Annotated in this window: 4 protein-coding genes; all 4 read left to right on the forward strand. The window is 41.8% G+C overall.

Annotated features, from left to right (window positions below):
* The first annotated feature begins 150 nt into the window (after nucleotides 1–150).
* The 4 genes from C9J41_RS06545 to C9J41_RS06560 all read left to right on the forward strand — a co-directional run bounded on the left by C9J41_RS06545 (nucleotide 151) and on the right by C9J41_RS06560 (nucleotide 21,458).
* Nucleotides 151–16,923 (forward strand): retention module-containing protein, encoded by a 16,773-nt coding sequence (locus tag C9J41_RS06545; RefSeq protein ID WP_107294367.1) that lies wholly within the window; start codon nucleotides 151–153, stop codon nucleotides 16,921–16,923.
* Nucleotides 16,924–17,165: 242 nt separating this feature from the next.
* Nucleotides 17,166–18,500 (forward strand): N-succinylarginine dihydrolase, encoded by a 1,335-nt coding sequence (gene astB, locus C9J41_RS06550; protein WP_107207524.1) that lies wholly within the window; start codon nucleotides 17,166–17,168, stop codon nucleotides 18,498–18,500.
* Nucleotides 18,501–18,876: 376 nt separating this feature from the next.
* Nucleotides 18,877–19,398 (forward strand): DUF2058 domain-containing protein, encoded by a 522-nt coding sequence (locus tag C9J41_RS06555; RefSeq protein WP_107207525.1) that lies wholly within the window; start codon nucleotides 18,877–18,879, stop codon nucleotides 19,396–19,398.
* Between the two features lie 356 nt (nucleotides 19,399–19,754).
* Nucleotides 19,755–21,458 (forward strand): phospho-sugar mutase, encoded by a 1,704-nt coding sequence (locus tag C9J41_RS06560; RefSeq protein WP_107207526.1) that lies wholly within the window; start codon nucleotides 19,755–19,757, stop codon nucleotides 21,456–21,458.
* The last annotated feature ends 2 nt before the right edge of the window (nucleotides 21,459–21,460 follow it).

The raw sequence follows: 21,460 nt of genomic DNA on the forward strand, positions 1-21,460 counted from the left end.
CGATATGTTTTTTTAAATCAATTAAAAAAATACCGTTTTTAATAGAAAACCTCTATCGATGATAAAAACATCAATTGGTGGTGCGTAACATGTTCTGTATGACTGGGATCGTTACTATCAAATTGAATAAACAAAAAAGGTTAAGAGAGTATGACTACCATTGATAATAAGAATTTAGGCATGATCAAGCTTGTGAATGGAGACGGCTTTATTCTTAAGGCTGGTGATAAAGTTCAGCCAATTATTGATGAGCATACTCTTCAACCTGATGAAATCGTTGTTACTAATGGTAACGCTAAATTTATTATTAACAATAATGGCGTTGAGCAAGTCATTAATCAGACATGCCCAACTTGCGTAGTAACAACGCCTGTAGGTGTTAAAGCAACGGATCTTAATAACAAAATCGCGTTTAATCATGAGGGAGCGGAACATACAACTTTCGCTTCTGACGACATTGATGCAATTCAAGCTGCGATTTTAAACGGTCTGGATCCTACTCAACTTTTTGAAGCACCTGCGGCTGGTAATGAATCTGCAGGTAATGTAGGCCTTAATGGATCATCTTCTGCTGCAAGTTTTATAACGATTAATTACGATAACGATGCACTTTTAGCTGAAGCTGGCTTCGATACGGCTTATGATCCAAGTCGAAATATAGATAACCTAGATCCACGGGCTATTTTAGTTCCTGATGGTGGCGAACTAGGCTCATTACTTATTACTGAGGGTGATCTCAGTGATAATACCTATCCTGTTGTTTCTTCGACATCTATTTTTGTAGAAGCGGCAACGCTTCCTCTTGAGACTTCATCGTTTGTATTTGATCCTCTCACCATCAATAATGTTTTAAATGAATTAAACAGTGAGATCACATCAGGCGGTCAGGCTGTTACTTTTGTCTACGATAAAGTAACGAATATGATCATCGGTACTCTCGATGGTCAACCTGTTATGTCTATTGCATTAGAAGCAACGTCAGAAAATGGGCGTGATGTAACGGTGACAGTAACCACAACGATTAATCAGCCACTTGACCACTCTGGTGATAATGTTTCTGGCTTAGTCAATCGTGATGGCGATCAAATCAATATTGATGTTGCTATTCAAGCCACAGATAGCAGTGGTAATGCATTAGATAAGCCAATTAATGTTGAGATTGGTGTTATCGACGGTGCAAATCCCGAATTTGGTACTGATACCGGCGTGACAATTAATGAAGGTACTCAAGCTGATCAGGTTATTGACGGAAAGGTTCCACTTGATGTTGGTTCTGATGCAATCGCAACCATTCATTTTAATGCTGAACAAGCAGGCTTAACGGCAATTACAAGTAATGGTCGAGAAACAACGTTTACCGTTGATGGTAATGTTTTAACTGTTTTAGATTCATCTTCGCAACCTGTGATGGTGGTGACCATTGCGAATGATGGTACCTACACTGTAAAAGTGACTGGGCCTATTGACCAAAACAGTGACGATATCGCGAATATTAAATTAGATGTTACTGCGACAGATAAAGACGGTGATACAGCTCAAGGTGAGTTAAATATCACCATAAATGATGGCACTGATGCTGCGGGTGGGGAACGCGTTTCTATTACATTAACGGAAGGTGATATTGACGTTGATGGGAGCGGTACAAGCACGGGTGGCGCAGATACCACTTACCCAGTAGAAAAAACCGGTGAGCTTACGCTGGTTGCGGGGGAAGATCGCCTCGATCCAACCACCGTTGCCATTGATGCGACGCAGCAAACGGATTTAATTAAAGAGCTAAACGCAGAGCTTACATCTGGTGGCAAACCATTAACCTTTACGATTGACGCTAATGGTAACTTAGTCGGTACCATTGCGGGTACTGATACAGTTGCCGTACGAGTTGAATTAATCCCAACGCAAGTGGGTCAAAACGTTAACGTCGAAATTCAAATCATTCAAGAATTACCACTTGATCATAACCCTTCTGGAAATTCACAAGGTTTTGTTACTGTGAATGGCAGTAACATTTCAATCAATCTTCCTATTCAAGCAAAAGACACTGATGGTGATTTTCTTGAAAAACCTGCGCAAGTAGATATCACGATCAATGATGGTGATAATCCTGTTTTTGGTATTGATCTTGGAACAGAAAATCCAATTAATGAGACCGATGATCTAGGTAAAGTTGTCGATGGGAAAATCCCCCTTAATATTGGCTCAGACGAAATATCTCACATTCACTTTGATGCTGAACAACCAGGCTTAGCGAATATTACGAGTGATGGCAAACCTGTTACTTTTTCTGTTTCAGGTAATACCATTAACGTCGTTGATGCTGAAGGCAAGCCTGTAATGACTGTTACTATCGCTAATGATGGTAGCTACAAAGTTATTGTAGAAGGCGAGCTGGACCAAGATAGTCTTAATATTGCGAAAATAGAATTAAACGTCACAGCAACAGATAAAGACGGCGATACCGCACAAGGCCAATTAAATATTCAAGTAGAAGACGGTGCAATTGCCGGTGGCGGTGAGTCTGCAAGTATTACGATTACAGAAGGGGATTTAACCCCAGAAGGTAATGAAGTCGGGTATCCCGTTTCAGCAAGTACTTCTTTAACGATTACCGCTGGTGCTGACCGATTAGACCCAAGCTCGATTACGATTGATGAGAAACAACTCGAGGCTTTAAAAAATGAGCTTACAACAGAGCTTAGTTCTGACGGTAAGCCATTAACATTTACTTATGATGTAGCAACGGGCGTATTAACCGGAAGCGCAAATGGTGCAACTGTTGTTAGCGTAACATTGACAGCCCTTCAAGCAGCGAATGGTAAAGATGTTGATGTAAAAGTTACCATGACTCAGTACGGACCATTAGATCACAATGGTAATGAGATCGATGGTCTAGTCGCTAACCATAATGATCAAGTTGTTATCGATTTACCTATTCAGGTGAAAGATACCGATGGTGATTGGTTAAAAGATCCTGCAACCGTTGATATTACCGTTGTCGATGGCGAAATCCCTGCTTTTGGTGTGGATAGCAAAGCGACCTTAAATGAAGGTAAGGATGGCATTGCAACCGGTATGGGGAATATTGCGGTTGATAGCGGTAGTGATCAGGTCGTTAAGGTTACGTTTGAGGCGAACCAAGACTCCCTTAATGGTTTAACCAGTAATGGTCATGCTACAACTTATTCACTGAGTGCTGATGGCACTACGGTGACGGTGGTATTAGCGAGTGATCCATCGCAAGTGGTAATGGAAGTGACTATTGATATCAATGGTCATTACGTTGTAACGCAAAAACAACCTATCGATCAGGTCGATGATACTGCAGCTGATAATGAGAACATTGCTTTATCTGTTGTGGCAGAAGATAGAGATGGTGACGTAAGCAAGCCAGGTAATATTGAGATTACTATTCATGATGGTGCCAATGCATCAGGTAATGAGCAAGGAGCTATTACTATTACAGAAGGTGATTTAACACCTGAAGGTAATGAGCAAGGTTACCCAGTAAGTGGTAATACAACAATAGCTATTGCTGCGGGGGTTGATCGTCTTGATCCGACAACAGTGACCGTTGACCAGACACAAGTTAATGCGTTAATCCATGAGTTAACTACTGAACTTACAACAGCAAATGGTACGGCAATTAACTTTAGCTATGATGCTAAAACGGGATTAATTACAGGTACTGCGGGTGGTGAAACGGTATTAACGGTAACTGTGAGCGCGGTTCAAGCGGTAAATGGGCATGATGTTGATATTAACGTGTCTATTACGCAATTTAAGCCACTTGATCATAATGACAATGGCACCGATGGCTTAATTAAAAGCGTTGATGACAAAATTGTTATTGATGTTCCAGTCCAAGTTAAAGATACCGATGGTGATTGGTTAGACAAACCTGCCAATGTGGATATCACGATTGTTGATGGGGCGAACCCTGAATTTGGTACCGATAAAGGTATCATCATCAATGAAACCACCGACGCTGATAAAGTGATGCAGGGTCAGATCCCGTTAAATGTCGGCTCTGATGATATTCAGACCATCCACTTTAATGCGACCCAAGAGGGCCTAGCCAACATTACTAGCAACGGTCAGCAAACCACGTTTACTGTTAATGGCAATGTATTAACCGTGGTTGATGCAGACTCTAATCCTGTGATGGTAGTGACGATCGCTAATGACGGTACCTATACCGTTAAAGTAACCGGGCCTGTTGACCAAAACAGTGTCGATATTGCTGATATTAAGCTTGATGTTACCGCGACAGATAAAGATGGTGATACGGCTAGTGGTGAACTCAACATCACGATAAAAGATGGTACAGATGCGGCAGGTGGTGAAAACATTGATATCACAATCACCGAAGGTGACCGTGATGTGGATGGTAGCGGCACAAGCACAGGTGGCGCAGATACCACTTATCCGGTAGAGAAAACCGGTGAGTTAACGCTGGTTGCGGGTGAAGATCGCCTCGATCCAACTACCGTTGCCATTGATGCGACGCAGCAAGCGGATTTAATTAAAGAGCTCAACGCTGAGCTTACATCCGGCGGCAAACCATTAACCTTTACGATTGATGCCAATGGTAATTTGGTCGGTACCATCGCAGGTACTGATACGGTTGCCGTACGTGTTGAATTAACCCCAACGCAAGCGGGTCAAAACGTTAACGTCGAAGTTAAAATCATCCAAGAACAACCACTGGATCATCAGGCTTCAGGTAACAGTTCAGGTTTTGTGACTGTCGATGGTGATGACATCTCGATTAAAGTCCCCGTACAGGCGAAAGATACCGATGGCGATTGGTTAGACAAACCTGCCAATGTGGATATCACAATTGTTGATGGTGCGAACCCTGAATTTGGTACCGATAAAGGTATCATCATCAATGAAACCACCGACGCTGATAAAGTGATGCAGGGTCAGATCCCGTTAAATGTCGGCTCTGATGATATTCAGACCATCCACTTTAATGCGACCCAAGAGGGCCTAGCCAACATTACTAGCAACGGTCAGCAAACCACGTTTACTGTTAATGGCAATGTATTAACCGTGGTTGATGCAGATTCTAATCCTGTGATGGTAGTGACGATCGCTAATGACGGTACCTATACCGTTAAAGTAACCGGGCCAGTTGACCAAAACAGTGTCGATATTGCTGATATTAAGCTTGATGTTACCGCGACAGATAAAGACGGTGATACGGCTAGTGGTGAACTCAACATCACGATAAAAGATGGTACAGATGCGGCAGGTGGTGAAAACATTGATATCACTATCACCGAAGGTGACCGTGATGTGGATGGCAGCGGCACAAGCACAGGTGGCGCAGATACCACTTATCCGGTAGAGAAAACCGGTGAGCTTACGCTGGTTGCGGGTGAAGATCGCCTCGATCCAACCACCGTTGCCATTGATGCGACGCAGCAAGCGGATTTAATTAAAGAGCTCAACGCTGAGCTTACATCCGGCGGCAAACCATTAACCTTTACGATTGATGCCAATGGTAACTTGGTCGGTACTATCGCAGGTACTGATACGGTTGCCGTACGTGTTGAATTAACCCCAACGCAAGCGGGTCAAAACGTTAACGTCGAAGTTAAAATCATCCAAGAACAACCACTGGATCATCAGGCTTCAGGTAACAGTTCAGGTTTTGTCACTGTCGATGGTGATGACATCTCGATTAAAGTCCCCGTACAGGCGAAAGATACCGATGGCGATTGGTTAGACAAACCAGCCAATGTGGATATCACGATTGTTGATGGGGCGAACCCTGAATTTGGTACCGATAAAGGTATCATCATCAATGAAACCACCGACGCTGATAAAGTGATGCAGGGTCAGATCCCGTTAAATGTCGGCTCTGATGATATTCAGACCATCCACTTTAATACGACCCAAGATAGCCTAGCCAACATTACTAGCAACGGTCAGCAAACCACGTTTACTGTTAATGGCAATGTATTAACCGTGGTTGATGCAGACTCTAATCCTGTGATGGTAGTGACGATCGCTAATGACGGTACCTATACCGTTAAAGTAACTGGGCCTGTTGACCAAAACAGTGTCGATATTGCTGATATTAAGCTTGATGTTACCGCGACAGATAAAGACGGTGATACGGCTAGTGGTGAACTCAACATCACGATAAAAGATGGTACAGATGCGGCAGGTGGTGAAAACATTGATATCACTATCACCGAAGGTGACCGTGATGTGGATGGCAGCGGCACAAGCACAGGTGGCGCAGATACCACTTATCCGGTAGAGAAAACCGGTGAGCTTACGCTGGTTGCGGGTGAAGATCGCCTCGATCCAACCACCGTTGCCATTGATGCGACGCAGCAAGCGGATTTAATTAAAGAGCTCAACGCAGAGCTTACATCCGGCGGCAAACCATTAACCTTTACGATTGATGCCAATGGTAACTTGGTCGGTACCATCGCAGGTACTGATACGGTTGCTGTACGTGTTGAATTAACCCCAACGCAAGCGGGTCAAAACGTTAATGTCGAAGTCAAAATCATCCAAGAACAACCACTGGATCATCAGGCTTCAGGTAACAGTTCAGGTTTTGTCACTGTCGATGGTGATGACATCTCGATTAAAGTCCCTGTACAGGCGAAAGATACCGATGGTGATTGGTTAGACAAACCTGCCAATGTGGATATCACGATTGTTGATGGTGCGAACCCTGAATTTGGTACCGATAAAGGTATCATCATCAATGAAACCACCGACGCTGATAAAGTGATGCAGGGTCAGATCCCGTTAAATGTCGGCTCTGATGATATTCAGACCATCCACTTTAATGCGACCCAAGAGGGCCTAGCCAACATTACTAGCAACGGTCAGCAAACCACGTTTACTGTTAATGGCAATGTATTAACCGTGGTTGATGCAGATTCTAATCCTGTGATGGTAGTGACGATCGCTAATGACGGTACCTATACCGTTAAAGTAACTGGGCCAGTTGACCAAAACAGTGTCGATATTGCTGATATTAAGCTTGATGTTACCGCGACAGATAAAGACGGTGATACGGCTAGTGGTGAACTCAACATCACGATAAAAGATGGTACAGATGCGGCAGGTGGTGAAAACATTGATATCACTATCACCGAAGGTGACCGTGATGTGGATGGCAGCGGCACAAGCACAGGTGGCGCAGATACCACTTATCCGGTAGAGAAAACCGGTGAGCTTACGCTGGTTGCGGGTGAAGATCGCCTCGATCCAACCACCGTTGCCATTGATGCGACGCAGCAAGCGGACTTAATTAAAGAGCTCAACGCAGAGCTTACATCCGGCGGCAAACCATTAACCTTTACGATTGATGCCAATGGTAACTTGGTCGGTACCATCGCAGGTACTGATACGGTTGCTGTACGTGTTGAATTAACCCCAACGCAAGCGGGTCAAAACGTTAATGTCGAAGTCAAAATCATCCAAGAACAACCACTGGATCATCAGGCTTCAGGTAACAGTTCAGGTTTTGTCACTGTCGATGGTGATGACATCTCGATTAAAGTCCCTGTACAGGCGAAAGATACCGATGGTGATTGGTTAGACAAACCTGCCAATGTGGATATCACGATTGTTGATGGTGCGAACCCTGAATTTGGTATCGATAAAGGTACAACGATCACTGAAACAGAAAATGGTGCAACCGCAACAGGTAAAATCCCGCTAAATGTGGGCTCTGATGATATTGCACATATTGATTTTGCGCAGTCTCAGCCATCACTTGAAGGGATTGTATCTAATAACCAAGCAACCCGTTATGTGGTTGATGGTAATGAAATTAAAGTTGTGATTGACGGTGGCGCGAATGATGGCGCAGCGGTAATGACGATTGAAATCAATGTCGATGGTAGTTACACGGTTCATCAACATCTGCCAATTGAGCAAGACAACAGCAAAGGCGATACCGTTGATATTAATCTGGCTGTTACTGCAACAGATAAAGACGGTGATATCAGTAATACGGGTCAATTAGAGATCCATATTAAAGATGGTCTAAACCCTACCGGTGAGGGTGTTGTAGCAAACATCACGATTACAGAAGGTGATCTTGAAGATCCTAAAGCTGGTAAGGGTTACCCTGTTTCAGCAGATACGTATTTTACAGTTAATGCCACAGATGATGCATTAGTTGCTAATAGCTTGAAGATTGCTGATAGCGCACAAGTAGATTTAGTAAAAGAGCTCAATAGCTTAACGTCAAATGGTGAAGCACTGACTTTCACTGTTCACACTGATGCTAATGGTGTAATCACTATTACGGGTGTGACAACAAGTGGTCAAGAAGCGGTAAGTATTAGCATGACGCCGTCTTCATCAGCGAATGGTGATGTGACTGTTGATTTGGCCATTCATCAGGCTTTGCCTCTTGATCACATAAAATCAAACGGCACCTATGTTGATGTTACCGGCGGTAAGATCACTATTGATGTACCTGTTCAAATGCAAGATACCGATGGTGACGCGTTAGACAAACCCGTTGATGTGAACATTACGATTAAAGATGGTCAGAAGCCTTCGTTTGGTCATGATTCAACAGCAACCTTGGAAGAAGGGGTATCAGGCACAGCAACAGCATCTGGCACTATTGATATTGATACGGGCAGTGACCAAGTCGCGAAAGTGTACTTTAAAGGTAACCAATCATCGTTGGATGGTTTAACCAGTAATGGTCATGAAACGACGTACTCATTAAGTGCTGATGGCTCTACAATCACCGTAGTATTAAAAGACAATCCATCTCAAGTTGTGATGGAAATCAAGATTGATGTTAATGGTCATTACGTTGTTGAACAAAAACAACCGATTGATCAGGTCGATGACAAGAATGCTGATAATGAAATTATTAAGCTAGATGTCGTTGCTCAAGACTATGACGGTGATAACAGCAAGCCGGGTCAGATCACGATCAATATTCATGATGGTGAGGATGCAAAAGGTGGCGAAACTGGCTCTATCGTTATTACTGAAGGCGATTTACAACCGACAGCAGGTGAACAAGGTTACCCTGTTTCAGGTGATGTTGACATTGCGGTGAAAGCTGGCGTTGACCGTTTAGATCCAACTAAGGTTTCAATCGATAGTACACATCTTTCGGCATTAATTGATGAGTTGCAGTCAGAGTTAACAGCATCTGGTTCAAAAATTAGCTTTAGCTATCACGATGGTCAGCTAATCGGTACTGCTAATGGTCAAGTCGTTCTAACGGTTGCGGTTTCAGCAGTACAGGCAGCTAATGGTCATGATGTAGACGTGAAAGTTTCCATTACTCAACATGCGCCTTTAGATCATCATGGTAGTGAAACCTCAGGTTTTGTAAGTGTTGATGGCGATAAGATTGTTATCGATGTGCCGGTCCAAGTCAAAGACACTGACGGTGATAACCTTGCCAATAATGTAAATGCGCAAATCACCATTAATGATGGTGCCGCACCTATCATTATTTCTGCTCCAGCTATCAGTGTTGATGAAGATGCATTAGCGGGTGGTTCACATACATCAAAAGATGGCGTAACAGCACTGGGTGATATTCAAGTCGATCAAGGCAGTGACTATGTGTCTAACTTTAAGGTCGATGTAGAAGCGTTTAATGCTCAAAATACCATTAAGTCAGAAGGCCACGACGTTGTTCTTGAGCAGACAGGTGTGGGTACTTATCAAGGGATAGCGAATGGACAAGTTGTCTTCACCTATGCCTTGTTACCTAATGGTCGTTATATATTTAAGCTGGAAGGGACAATAGATCATCCCACTCAAGGTGAAGATGAGTTTAAGATTGAATTTCCTGTTTATGCCGTTGATAAAGATGGTGATACCAGCGGTACAGTCAATATTGATGTATCAATTAAAGATGATATTCCATCTGTACATGATGTAACGCTAAATACGGTTGAGCACAGCACGACGACACTGGAAAATGTGATTGTGAGTACCGGTGCGGATGGTGCACAAGTCACAGCATTGATTGTTGATGGACAGCATATTGATTTATCAACATTGCCTGAGTCTGGCGGTTATCGTATTTATGAAGTAACAGAGAATGGTCAAAAGTTAGGTGATCTTATGATCAAACCTAATGGTGATACTTACTTTGCTGCGAACGATAATTTGGATCATAACCAAGAAGAGATCCTTAAAAATATTGGCTTTGAAGTAACCGATGGCGACGGTGATAAGGCACAAGGTACGATCACGCTTGAAGTGTCGGATAAAGATGCAACCTTAAGCTTGCAAAACAGCATTGGTCAGGAAGAAGACGGTCGTCACTCTACTGATCCCAACGATAATGTTGATGTAAATCGTGATGGTATTGCGATCAATATGAGCATCAATGTTGGTGATAATGATCGTGGTGAGCACATTGGCACTGTGACTATTCACCCGCAAGGCGAAGCGCATGGCGTCTTTATGTTTAACGGTCAGCCTTTAGCTGTTAATAGCGATGGTTCAATCACTATTCCTGCAAGTGCATTTACAGCAGATGCTAGCGGTGAGAATTACACCCTACAAGGCGTGACTTTTGTTCCTGCAGAAGATTTCTCGACCTCTGCAAACGGTATTAAATTTGATGTTAGTGCACAAGTGAATACCACTGATGGTGGTAACCACCCAGTAATGAATGGTGAGTTCTCGATTGATGTTCAGGGTATTGCAGATACGCCAACATGGAGTGCAAGCTCTGTTGAACATTATGTTGTTGATGAAGATGGTTCTAATGTTCAGCTAAGTGTTGTTGCTGATCTGCAAGATACCGATGGCTCTGAAGCATTGTTCTACTACATTACGGTACCAAAAGAGTACCAAGATAAATGTACATTAGAAATTGATGGTCAAACATTAGTTGAAACATCACCAGGGTCAGGTATTTACAAAGTAGATGCTGAGCAAATGAAGTCTGTTGAGGTGAACCCTGCTGATAACTTTAGTGGTGATATTAAACTGTCTATCACAGCTGAAAGTAAAGAGCTTGATAACTTTGTTAATGGCCATCAGACGGCAGAATCGACTGCGAAAGAAATTGTTATCAATGTAAATCCTCAAGCTGATGATGGCACGTTAAAAGTGACGCGTGTTGAATCGAAAGAAGATGAGCGCATTGATCTATCAACGCACATTAACTTTGTGTCGTTAGATGATAATACCGATAACTCTGAGCATTTATTCCTACAAATCTCAGCACTTCCTGAAGGTGCGGTATTGTACTTAAATGATCAACTTCTGACGCCAAATGCTGATGGTGTGTATGAAATTAAATATGAAGACTTGAACGGTCTATCACTTCAGCCGCCATTAGATAGTAACGTTGACTTTAGTATCTCAGTCAATGGTGTGATCCGAGATGTTGCAACCATTACTGATGCTAATGGTAATGTGACAACGGAAACTAGCGAGAAAGTTGTTGGTCCACAATCGATTGATATTGCATTAACCGGTGTGGTTGATCAGGCGAGAATTGAATCAGAAAATTCTGATTGGACCCGTTTAGATAACGGTAAAATTGGCTTACAAACCACGATCAAAGAAGACGGTAGCGCGAAGTTTGATTTTAAAGTGGTATCAGGTGAGCACACGGTTGATGGTAAAACTGATGGTTCTGAAACCTTAAGTATTGTGGTTTCTGGTATTCCAGAAGGGGCAAAACTGTACGATCAGAACGGTAACCTTCAAACACTGGTTTATGCTGGTGAAGATAAAAACGGTCAGCCTATTTATCAGGTTAATCTGACAACGTTAAATGATGTAAAAATCGTACCACCTGAAAATAGCACAGAAGACATTACGCTTGATGTACGAGTCGTGGTGACTGAAAACGATGGTGCGAGTAAGGCGTTTAATGGCGAATTGGTTATTCATGTTACGCCTGAGATTGATGCGACAGATTACGGTACGGTTTCTAAGGGTTTTGAAGATCAACCGATTCAAATTGATTGGTTACCACCTGAGTTTACCGATCCGAAAGAACATATTACGGCTGTTGCATTAAACGGTTTACCACAAGGTTACCAGTTGTTCTTGGGTGATACGTTATTAGTTGCCGATGCATCAGGAAAAATCACCTTTACTGATAGCCAATTACAACAGTTATTGAATGGCACTAAGTTAACACTGCATGCGCCAGAAGATTCGGATAAAGATATCACGTTAACTTCAACAGTAACGGTATCAGAGACGGATGTTGATGGTGATAAAGAGACGGTAACGAAAGATATTACAGGTACTTTAACCGTTGATATTGAAGCTGTTGTGGAAAGCGATGGTCAGTTAGTTGTAAGTGATGACGGCAAAACTGTTACCAATATTAGCTGTGACAGTGATGGTGTAATTGATCTCTCTAATGGTGCTGACTCAGATGGCAAAATCACTTGGGTTAATGACGATAATTCCAGCTCTGAAGTTATTCAGCAAGTCGTACTAGAACCTATTCCTGAAGGTTTTGTGATTGTTGGTGGTATTAACAATGGTGATGGTAGTTGGACGATTCCTCAGTCGCAATTAGGCAACTTGCAGATCAAAGCACCAGAAGGCTTTAAAGAGACTCTAGTGCTACAAATTAGCGCTATGGTTCAAGATTTAAGTGACGATGGTGATCCAAGTGCATTAGTGGTTAAGAAAGACACTATTACGCTTGATTTTAGTAAGAATACTGAAAGTCATGATGAAAAAGCTGCAGACATCATCATTGAAGATCACGTTGTAACGGGTACAGAAGATCACACGGTAGATTTAGGTAAACAAATTACCGATCACATCCTAAAAGTGAGTACCGCTGACGGTCATCAATTGAATGATGAGTTAACCATTGTTATTGATGCTAAAAATCTACCAGATGGGGCTTCGATTTCTGGAGCTGATTATAATCACGTAACAGGTGAGTATGTACTGAAAGTACCGGTATCTGCGAATGGTGAAGTGGACTTATCTAGCATTCACATTAACTTGCCGAAAGATTTTGCCGGTGACTTTAAGCTAGATGTGAAGTTTGTGACTACCGATACCGAAAGTGGTGATTACAAAACACAAACTGACACGATTTCAGTGCAAATTGCACCTGAAGTGGATGGACCTAAATCGGTTGAAATCAACGTGGTTGAAACTGAAGGCTTAAACGGTGATAAGCAGCCGATCTCGTCTTCTGATGATAAAACAGAGCAAGTTTATAAAGATGTTGCTTATGAAGATGGAGATATCAAGCTCGATCTATCTGTAGCACTAAAAGATGTCAGCACAGAGCTAACTGACGGTAAAGAGAGCGTTGAGTCTGTGACATTAACGCTTAAAGACAGCACTGACGGCGTGTTCATTGATGAACACGGTAACGTGTTAGGTTCATCTATCACCATTGATGCTAGCCTGATGGGGAATATTCATTTCCGTCCAGCGCCTGATTTTAGCGGCAAGGTTAATATTGATGTGAAAACCACGGTTGTTGATACCACTGTTTATGATGAAACGGCTGGTGGCAAAGAAGTATCAGCATCAAAGACATTTGATAACACAGTGAGTTTTGATGTCGTTGCTGTTAATGACGAAGTTAAATGGCATGGTACTGAGACACCGATTGTCGGTAATGAAGATACCGCTATTTCATTAAGTGGTGTTGGTGGAACACTACAAGACAGCGATGGCTCTGAGCATATTGTTTCTATTAAGTTAGAAAATGTACCGGATGGCTTTATTGTTCAAGGCGCAACCAATAATGGTAGTGGTGTTTGGACACTTAGCGGTTCGGGGGAATCATTTGATTTAAGTAGCGTGAAAATTGTGCCACCGAAAGATTTCAGCGGTACAGTTAATATCGATATTGTGGTGTATTCAAAAGAAGAAACCTTAGACAAGCCAGCTGAAAACCGTAAAACCATCACTATTGATGTTCAGCCAGTTGCTGATAAAGTCGATACAGATGTAAACCCAAATGCATCTGGTGATGAAAATGGTTCAATCACGTTGGATTTAGGCATTAAAGCTTATGATGACGAAAACACCGTTAAGAACCCAAATTCAAATGTGCATGAAAATGGGGCGGAATCACTACAAATCACCATTACTAATGTGCCTGATTCAAGTTCATTTACATTACCGGATGGTGTAAAAGGCAGCTGTGAAAAACAAGCAGATGGTTCATGGGTCATTAAAGTTGATGGCTCTGAGCTTGATACATTGACCTTCCACCCAGGTGATGCGAACAACCAAACTGTGATTGACGGTAAGGTTTGGACGGGTGATCTAGATTTCGATATTCGTGCGGTGGATAACGGTGTTGTTGGTACAGATAGCGTTGCGGTGGATAAAACAATCCACGTTGATGTGACGCCTGATAACGATGCACCTGTAAACCATATGCCAACGGATCCGCTAACAGTTGAAGAAGATGCAATACTCGTGATCAAGAACCTGCAAGTGACTGATGTAGATAGTCATGATCATGATGCAGTAATGAACATGACGGTGACGTTAAGTGTACAGCATGGTCAATTAAGTATTGCTGATGGTGTCGATACAACAGGTCTGGTGATCAAAGGTAATGGTGATGGCACATTAACCATTGAAGGTGATATTACTAAGATCAATCAGCTATTGGATAAAGGCATCAATTACGTTGGTGATAAAGACTTTAACGGTACTGATAGCTTAACCATGACAACCAACGATAACGGCAATTCTGGTGCAGGTGGTGCTCTAACCGATACTGATAGCGTGGATATCACGGTGACGCCTGTTAACGATGCGCCAGTGAACACGGTACCTGATGCATTTACTGTTGATGAAGACAGCAGCCATGTGATCAGTGGTCTTAAGATCAGTGATGTAGATGCGAAGGAAAATGGCGCATCAGGTGACATGACGGTGACGTTAGCAGTAGGTCATGGCCAGTTAGCGATTATTGCAACTGATACGCAAGGTTTGAATATTGTTGATAATGGTGACGGTAAGTTAGTTATCAGTGGTGATATCAATAAGATCAACACATTACTTGCTGACGGTATTAAATATACCGGTGATGAGAATTATGCAGGTAAAGATCAGTTAACCATGACTACCAGCGATAACGGTAACGCTGGTGCAGGTGGCGTATTAACGGATATCGATACGGTTGATATCACGGTGACACCGGTTAACGATGCGCCTGTTAACCATGTACCAACCAGTATTGCGGCAGATGAAGACGTTGCTACTGTTATCACTGGATTACAAGTATCAGACGTCGACTTTAATGAACTAGCCAATAATACTGGTATGTCGGTACAGCTAAGTGTGGCTCATGGTTCATTAACGATTACATTGCCAGATAACAGCCCAGTGAAAGTGGTTCAAAATGGAGTCGGTAATGTCACGCTTGAAGGTTCAATGGATGATATTAATGCCGTACTTAATAGTGGGGTAAGTTATACCGGCGATGAAAATTACAGTGGTAAAGATGAGTTAACCATTACGACTAACGATGGCGGCAATACAGGCTCTGGCGGTAACCAAGCTGCAACTAATAAAGTTGAAATTAATGTAGCTCCTAAAGCAGATGCGCCATCATTAAGTATCAGTCCGGAACATTTACAAACAGCAGCGATAAGAAGCTCTGTTGGTACCATGTTGCCACTGATTGGCTTAATTGCTGCGGCATCCGCAGATGCATCTGAAACCTTAACCGTTAAGTTAACGAATTTAGGTTCAGGTCAGGTTGTTGATAAAGACGGTAATGTTATTGGTAAAGATCTTGGTAATGGTCATTGGGAAGTGCCAGCTGACAAGGTTGATGGCTTGTATATCAAAGATCTTGACCAAGGTACGCACTCAATTAATGTTGTCGCGGTTTCGACTGAATCTGATGGCTCTTATGCAGAATCTGCACCTGTAAATATCAATATCGTTGTAGATGATTTATCGCAAACAAATAACGTTATTGGTCACAATTCAAATGTGAGTGGCGATAATCTGATCATCGACAGTACTGCAGCAGCAACGCTTTACGGTGGTGATGGTGATGATGTACTGGTTGGTGGTTTAGGCTCTGATATCCTTGTTGGTGGTGCTGGTGATGACATTCTATGGGGTGGGGAGCTAGGCGGTCATGGTGATGGGGTGAAAGATACCTTCCTATGGTCAGAAAGTGATTTCGGTACGGCAGATGCCCCTGCGACAGATAAGATCATGGACTTTGAAGTTGGTATCGATACTATCAGCCTAGGTGATGCATTAGACACGAAAGATATTCACTCATTAGCGGATTTGAATAATCGTCTGAATATCACTGAGCAAGATGGGAGTACCTTAATTCAGATCTCTAACGATCAAGATAAGGTAGTGCAGAATATCATTCTAGATGGTGTGTCTAACCATGACTTATTTGGTAGTACATCTAGTGAGATGACTGCAACGGATAAAGTGACAACGTTATTGAATAACGGCAGCCTTGAGCTTAGTAAGAACTTTGGTAATGAAGAGAGCAATGACTTAATCGCAGATAGCCAAGGTGAGTCTTTATTTGGTTTCGATGGTGACGACAATTTACTCGCGGGTACTGGAAATGACATCTTAACTGGCGGTGCTGGTGATGATCTCTTTACTTGGCATGAAACATCGCTATCTAATAGCAATAATACCGATACTATTGCTGATTTTGAGCTTGGTAAAGATAAGATTGATATCCGAGAATTGCTTGGCAATGATGATAGTGGTAAGTCAGATATGGATAACTTATTGGATCATGTAAGTGCAGGTGTTGATGATAAAGGTAATGTTAATCTTGATATCACAACAGATGACGGTAAGACGCAAAATATTGTCTTAGGTAATATTCATCCGGCCCATGATCTTGGGTTAGTGGATGGGGCTTCTTCTGTTGATATTATGAATTCACTGTTTGATCACAATGCATTTAAGATAGATAGCGGTCACTAAATAGAAAAATAGAATATAAAAGCAGCCCTTAGTGGCTGCTTTTTTTTACCTAAAACTGCGTAGTTATTCATTTAATTTACAATAAGTGCAGAAAACAAGCCTATATAAAGGAAACTTACGAACGATATAAAATAATAATCTATAAATAATGACTAATTAGACATAAACGTGTTTTGTTGCGGTAAATGTAAAAATTTTGTTATGTTAATTGCTATGTATTTAGCGGATGACATGGATGGAAAATGAAAGCATTTGAAGCGAATTTTGATGGTTTAGTGGGCCCGACGCATAATTACAGCGGTTTAGCTTACGGTAATCTTGCGTCAGCTAAGAACAGCGCCAAAGCGTCTAATCCTAAGCAAGCAGCGAAACAAGGGCTGGCAAAAATGAAAACCCTTGCTGATCTAGGCTTAGTACAAGGGATCATTGCACCACAAGAAAGACCAGATATTGCTACGCTCCGTAGTTTGGGCTTTTCTGGCTCAGATAAAAATATTATCCAGCAGGTAGCAAAACATAATCCCAAGTTACTAGCATCTTGCTATTCAGCTTCCAGTATGTGGACAGCCAATGCAGCCACAGTATCGCCATCTGCTGATACTGTTGATAAGCGAGTACATTTCACCCCAGCTAATTTAGTTAATCAGTTTCACCGTTCAATCGAGCATGTGACAACAGGTAAGATTTTAAAAGCGATGTTTTCGAGTGAACAACATTTCCATCACCATAGCGCTTTACCTTCAGTGAATCATTTTGGCGATGAAGGGGCGGCCAATCACACCCGCTTTTGTCGTGAATATGGTGAAGCTGGCGTTGAGTTTTTTGTTCACGGTCGTCATGCTTTTGATAGTCGTTTTATTCAACCAAAGAAATATCCAGCAAGGCAAACCTTTGAGGCTTGTGAAGCTATAGCACGGTTACACCAATTAGATGAGCAGCAAGTTGTGATTGCTCAGCAAAATCCTGCTGTGATTGACCAAGGTGTATTCCATAATGATGTGATTGCTGTTGGTAATAGAGATTTATTGTTTTGTCACGAGCAAGCGTATGTTGATCAAACGAAAGTGTATGCAGAGTTAAAACAAAAAATGGGTGAGGACTTTAAGATCATTGAAGTGCCTACTTCGAGTGTGTCGATTGATAGTGCGATCTCAAGCTATCTATTTAACTCACAATTATTATCGTTACCTAATGGAGAAACCGTACTGGTTTTACCGCAAGAGTGTGAAGAAAATAGCCAAGTTAAACGCTATGTTGAGCAATTAGTAACGAGTCAGCAAGGCATTGATAAAGTGATGATCTTTGATTTGAAGCAGAGTATGGCAAATGGTGGAGGACCAGCATGCTTACGACTACGTGTCGTGCTTAATGAACAAGAACTGCAAGCTGTAAATCCTGAGGTGTTAATGTCAGATGATAAATTTTCTGTTTTAAACCAGTGGGTTGATAAGCATTATCGTGATCGTTTAGTTGAAGCTGATTTAGCTGATCCCAATTTACTGGTGGAATCTCGCACCGCATTAGATGAACTGACTCAGATACTTAATTTAGGCTCGGTGTATAACTTTCAACAGTGATCTTTACATAAACAAAAGGCGATAAGTTGAGTGTAAGTATTTTTTATGATGAATGAAAAAATTGTAAGGCATCTTTAAACGACGCGAGACGAAATTTTGAGAATAACTCAATTAATTAGATGATGGTGAGGTATCGCGAGTTTAATGACTAAGGAAGAGACAAAGCGGGAAATAATGCTGAACTCTACTTTTTTATTAAATTGTTAACTGTGATTTGTTAGATGAATAATCGATTCTTTAGCCATTAAGAATGGATTTAAAGTCTGCAAGTAATTTTATTGTTTAAGCTTGACCTGTTTTAGCGCTAAACGTGATAATACGGCTATAAATTAGTGTGTCTACACTGATAAATAATAATGAATGTTACGGAGTTTCAATGGCAAAGCTAAGTCTACAAGAGCAGATGCTAAAAGCAGGGCTTATAGATAAGAAGAAGCTTAAAAAGGCGGGTAAAACCACTAAAAAATCTCGTACTCAAGCGAAAGAAGCAAAAGCTGCTGTTGAAGCAAATCGCATAGCACAGCTAGAAAAAGATAAAGAGCTTAATCGCGTTCGTGATGAAGAGATCAAAGCGAAAGAGCTGGCTGCTCAAATTAAACAGCTTATTGAAATGAATCGCTTGGATCGTCAGAGTGGTGATATCGGTTACAATTTTACTGATGGTTCAACGGTTAAAAAGATCTATGTTGATAAAGTAATGCAAAATCAGCTAGTAAATGGTCGTTTAGCGATTGCACGTTACCTTGATGGCTATGAAGTAATCCCCGCTTCTGTCGCAGATAAGATTGCACAACGTGATGAAGAATCTATTGTATTAAATAATACCGTGGCTGACAGTATTGCAGATGAAGATGATCCGTACGCAGACTTCGTTATTCCAGATGATTTGATGTGGTAAGAATATCTTACTGATTAAATAGGTTCAGAGATTAAAAACCGATATAGCTAAAGCAAGTAGGCTCTTAGCGTTATCGGTTTTTTTATACGCGTTTTTTAACCTTCGTAATTGCAGCGCATCAGCATATTATTTTTATCGCTAAATCATAGAGTACTGCGCAATATTCACGCTATCGTTTGCGTGTGCAATAATTAAACACACAGATGTAAATATGATAAAAATAGCATGGTATATAATGCGAATGTTTATCATTTGTGGTTTATTGATAGCATGATGTAGTACTTAATGATGCAAGTTCTTGCACATATCAATTCGATTGTGATTCAGAAAATCATCAACATAGCAGGACAATAATAATGAATAGTGATATCGCTCGTTGGTTGGAACGCGATCCTGACCCAAAAACACGAAATGAATTAGAACAGCTTATCCAAGACAATAATCAAGCAGAGTTAACGGATCGTTTTAACGGTCGATTAGCTTTTGGTACAGCAGGATTACGCGGAGTTGTTGGTGCTGGGCCTAATCGAATGAACCGCTTAGTCATTCAAGAAACAGCGGCAGGATTGGGGCAATATCTGTTACGTTCAGTCCCTGAAGCGGCCAGTAAAGGTGTTGTTATTGGTTATGATGGGCGTCCTGATTCACAACAATTTGCACATGACACAGCATCAGTATTAACCGCACAAGGCATTAAAGTCTATTTAACGGTAAAAGTGGCACCAACGCCAGTTGTTGCATTTGGCGTGAAACATCTTCATACCGCTGCTGCTGTTGTTGTTACTGCCAGCCATAATCCTCCGCAATACAATGGCTTTAAAGTTTACTGGGAAAATGGTGCACAGATTATTCCGCCGCAAGATGCTGGAATCGCCGATGAAATTGATAAAGCGACAAAACATGAATTGTCGTATTTACCGCTAGAAGAGGCTGAAGATAAAGGGCTACTCGTTTGGCTAGATGAAGACTACTACCAAGCTTATCGCCAAACGATGAATACCAATCCGTTACTGATAAATCACACCAATCCGCAATCAATTAACATCGCTTATACGGCAATGCATGGTGTTGGTGCCGAAATGGCAGAAACATTATTAGCTGATGCTGGGTTTGACCATGTTTACAGTGTTGCAGCGCAAAGAGAGCCTGATGGTACTTTCCCTACGGTCAAATTCCCTAACCCTGAAGAAACTGGCGCGATGGATCTTGTTATTGCGGAAGCAAAAAAACACGATGCAGTATTAGCTTGTGCCAATGATCCAGATGCAGATCGCTTTGCTGTTGCTGTACGTCGTGACGACGGTGAATACCAAATGCTAACAGGGGATCAGGTTGGTACATTATTCGGCTATTACTTATTAAGCCATGCACATGCTAATCAAAACCTAGTGGGGAATACAATTGTATCTTCAAGCTTACTTGGCAAGATTGCGACGACTCTTGGAGCGCGTTATTACCAAACGTTAACGGGCTTTAAGTGGCTAACTAATGTAGCGATGGCACAACAAACAGAAGAGCATCAATTCCTGTTCGCATACGAAGAAGCATTGGGCTACACCATTGGTAGTAAGGTGTGGGACAAAGATGGTTTATCTGCATTAGTTGCGTTTGCACAATTAACCGCAGAGTTGCATGCTAAAGGGCAGACTATTTGGGATCAATTAGAAGCTATCTATCGTGAGCATGGTTTGTATATTAATGCGCAACGTAGCATTGCATTGGATCCAACCGCTGCGCCTATCGGTGATACATTACGCCATCAACCACCAACAGAGATTGCAGGGTTACCGATTGTATGCACAGAAGATTATAAGCAATCGTTGAGAACATTTAGTGATGGTACAGTTGAAGGTATTGAATTACCCGTTAGCGATGTATTGATCTATCACTTACAAGGTGGGGCTCGCGTTATTGTTAGGCCTTCAGGGACGGAGCCAAAGATAAAATGTTACTACGAAGTAGTAGAGCCAATGTTACATGAAGATACCATGATTCATGCCCAGCAACGTGCTCAAGAAGCGATGGATATGTTGATTGAAAAGCACCAACAGTCATTGTAAGT

It is taken from the genome of Photobacterium sp. GB-50 (genome assembly GCF_003026755.1).
In the GTDB taxonomy this organism is placed as follows: Bacteria; Pseudomonadota; Gammaproteobacteria; order Enterobacterales; family Vibrionaceae; genus Photobacterium.

Coding starts and splice junctions, on each gene's coding strand:
- C9J41_RS06545 (WP_107294367.1), top strand. CDS start 151: ATGACTACCATTGATAATAAGAATTTAGGCATGATCAAGCTTGTGAAT.
- C9J41_RS06555 (WP_107207525.1), top strand. CDS start 18,877: ATGGCAAAGCTAAGTCTACAAGAGCAGATGCTAAAAGCAGGGCTTATA.
- astB (WP_107207524.1), top strand. CDS start 17,166: ATGAAAGCATTTGAAGCGAATTTTGATGGTTTAGTGGGCCCGACGCAT.
- C9J41_RS06560 (WP_107207526.1), top strand. CDS start 19,755: ATGAATAGTGATATCGCTCGTTGGTTGGAACGCGATCCTGACCCAAAA.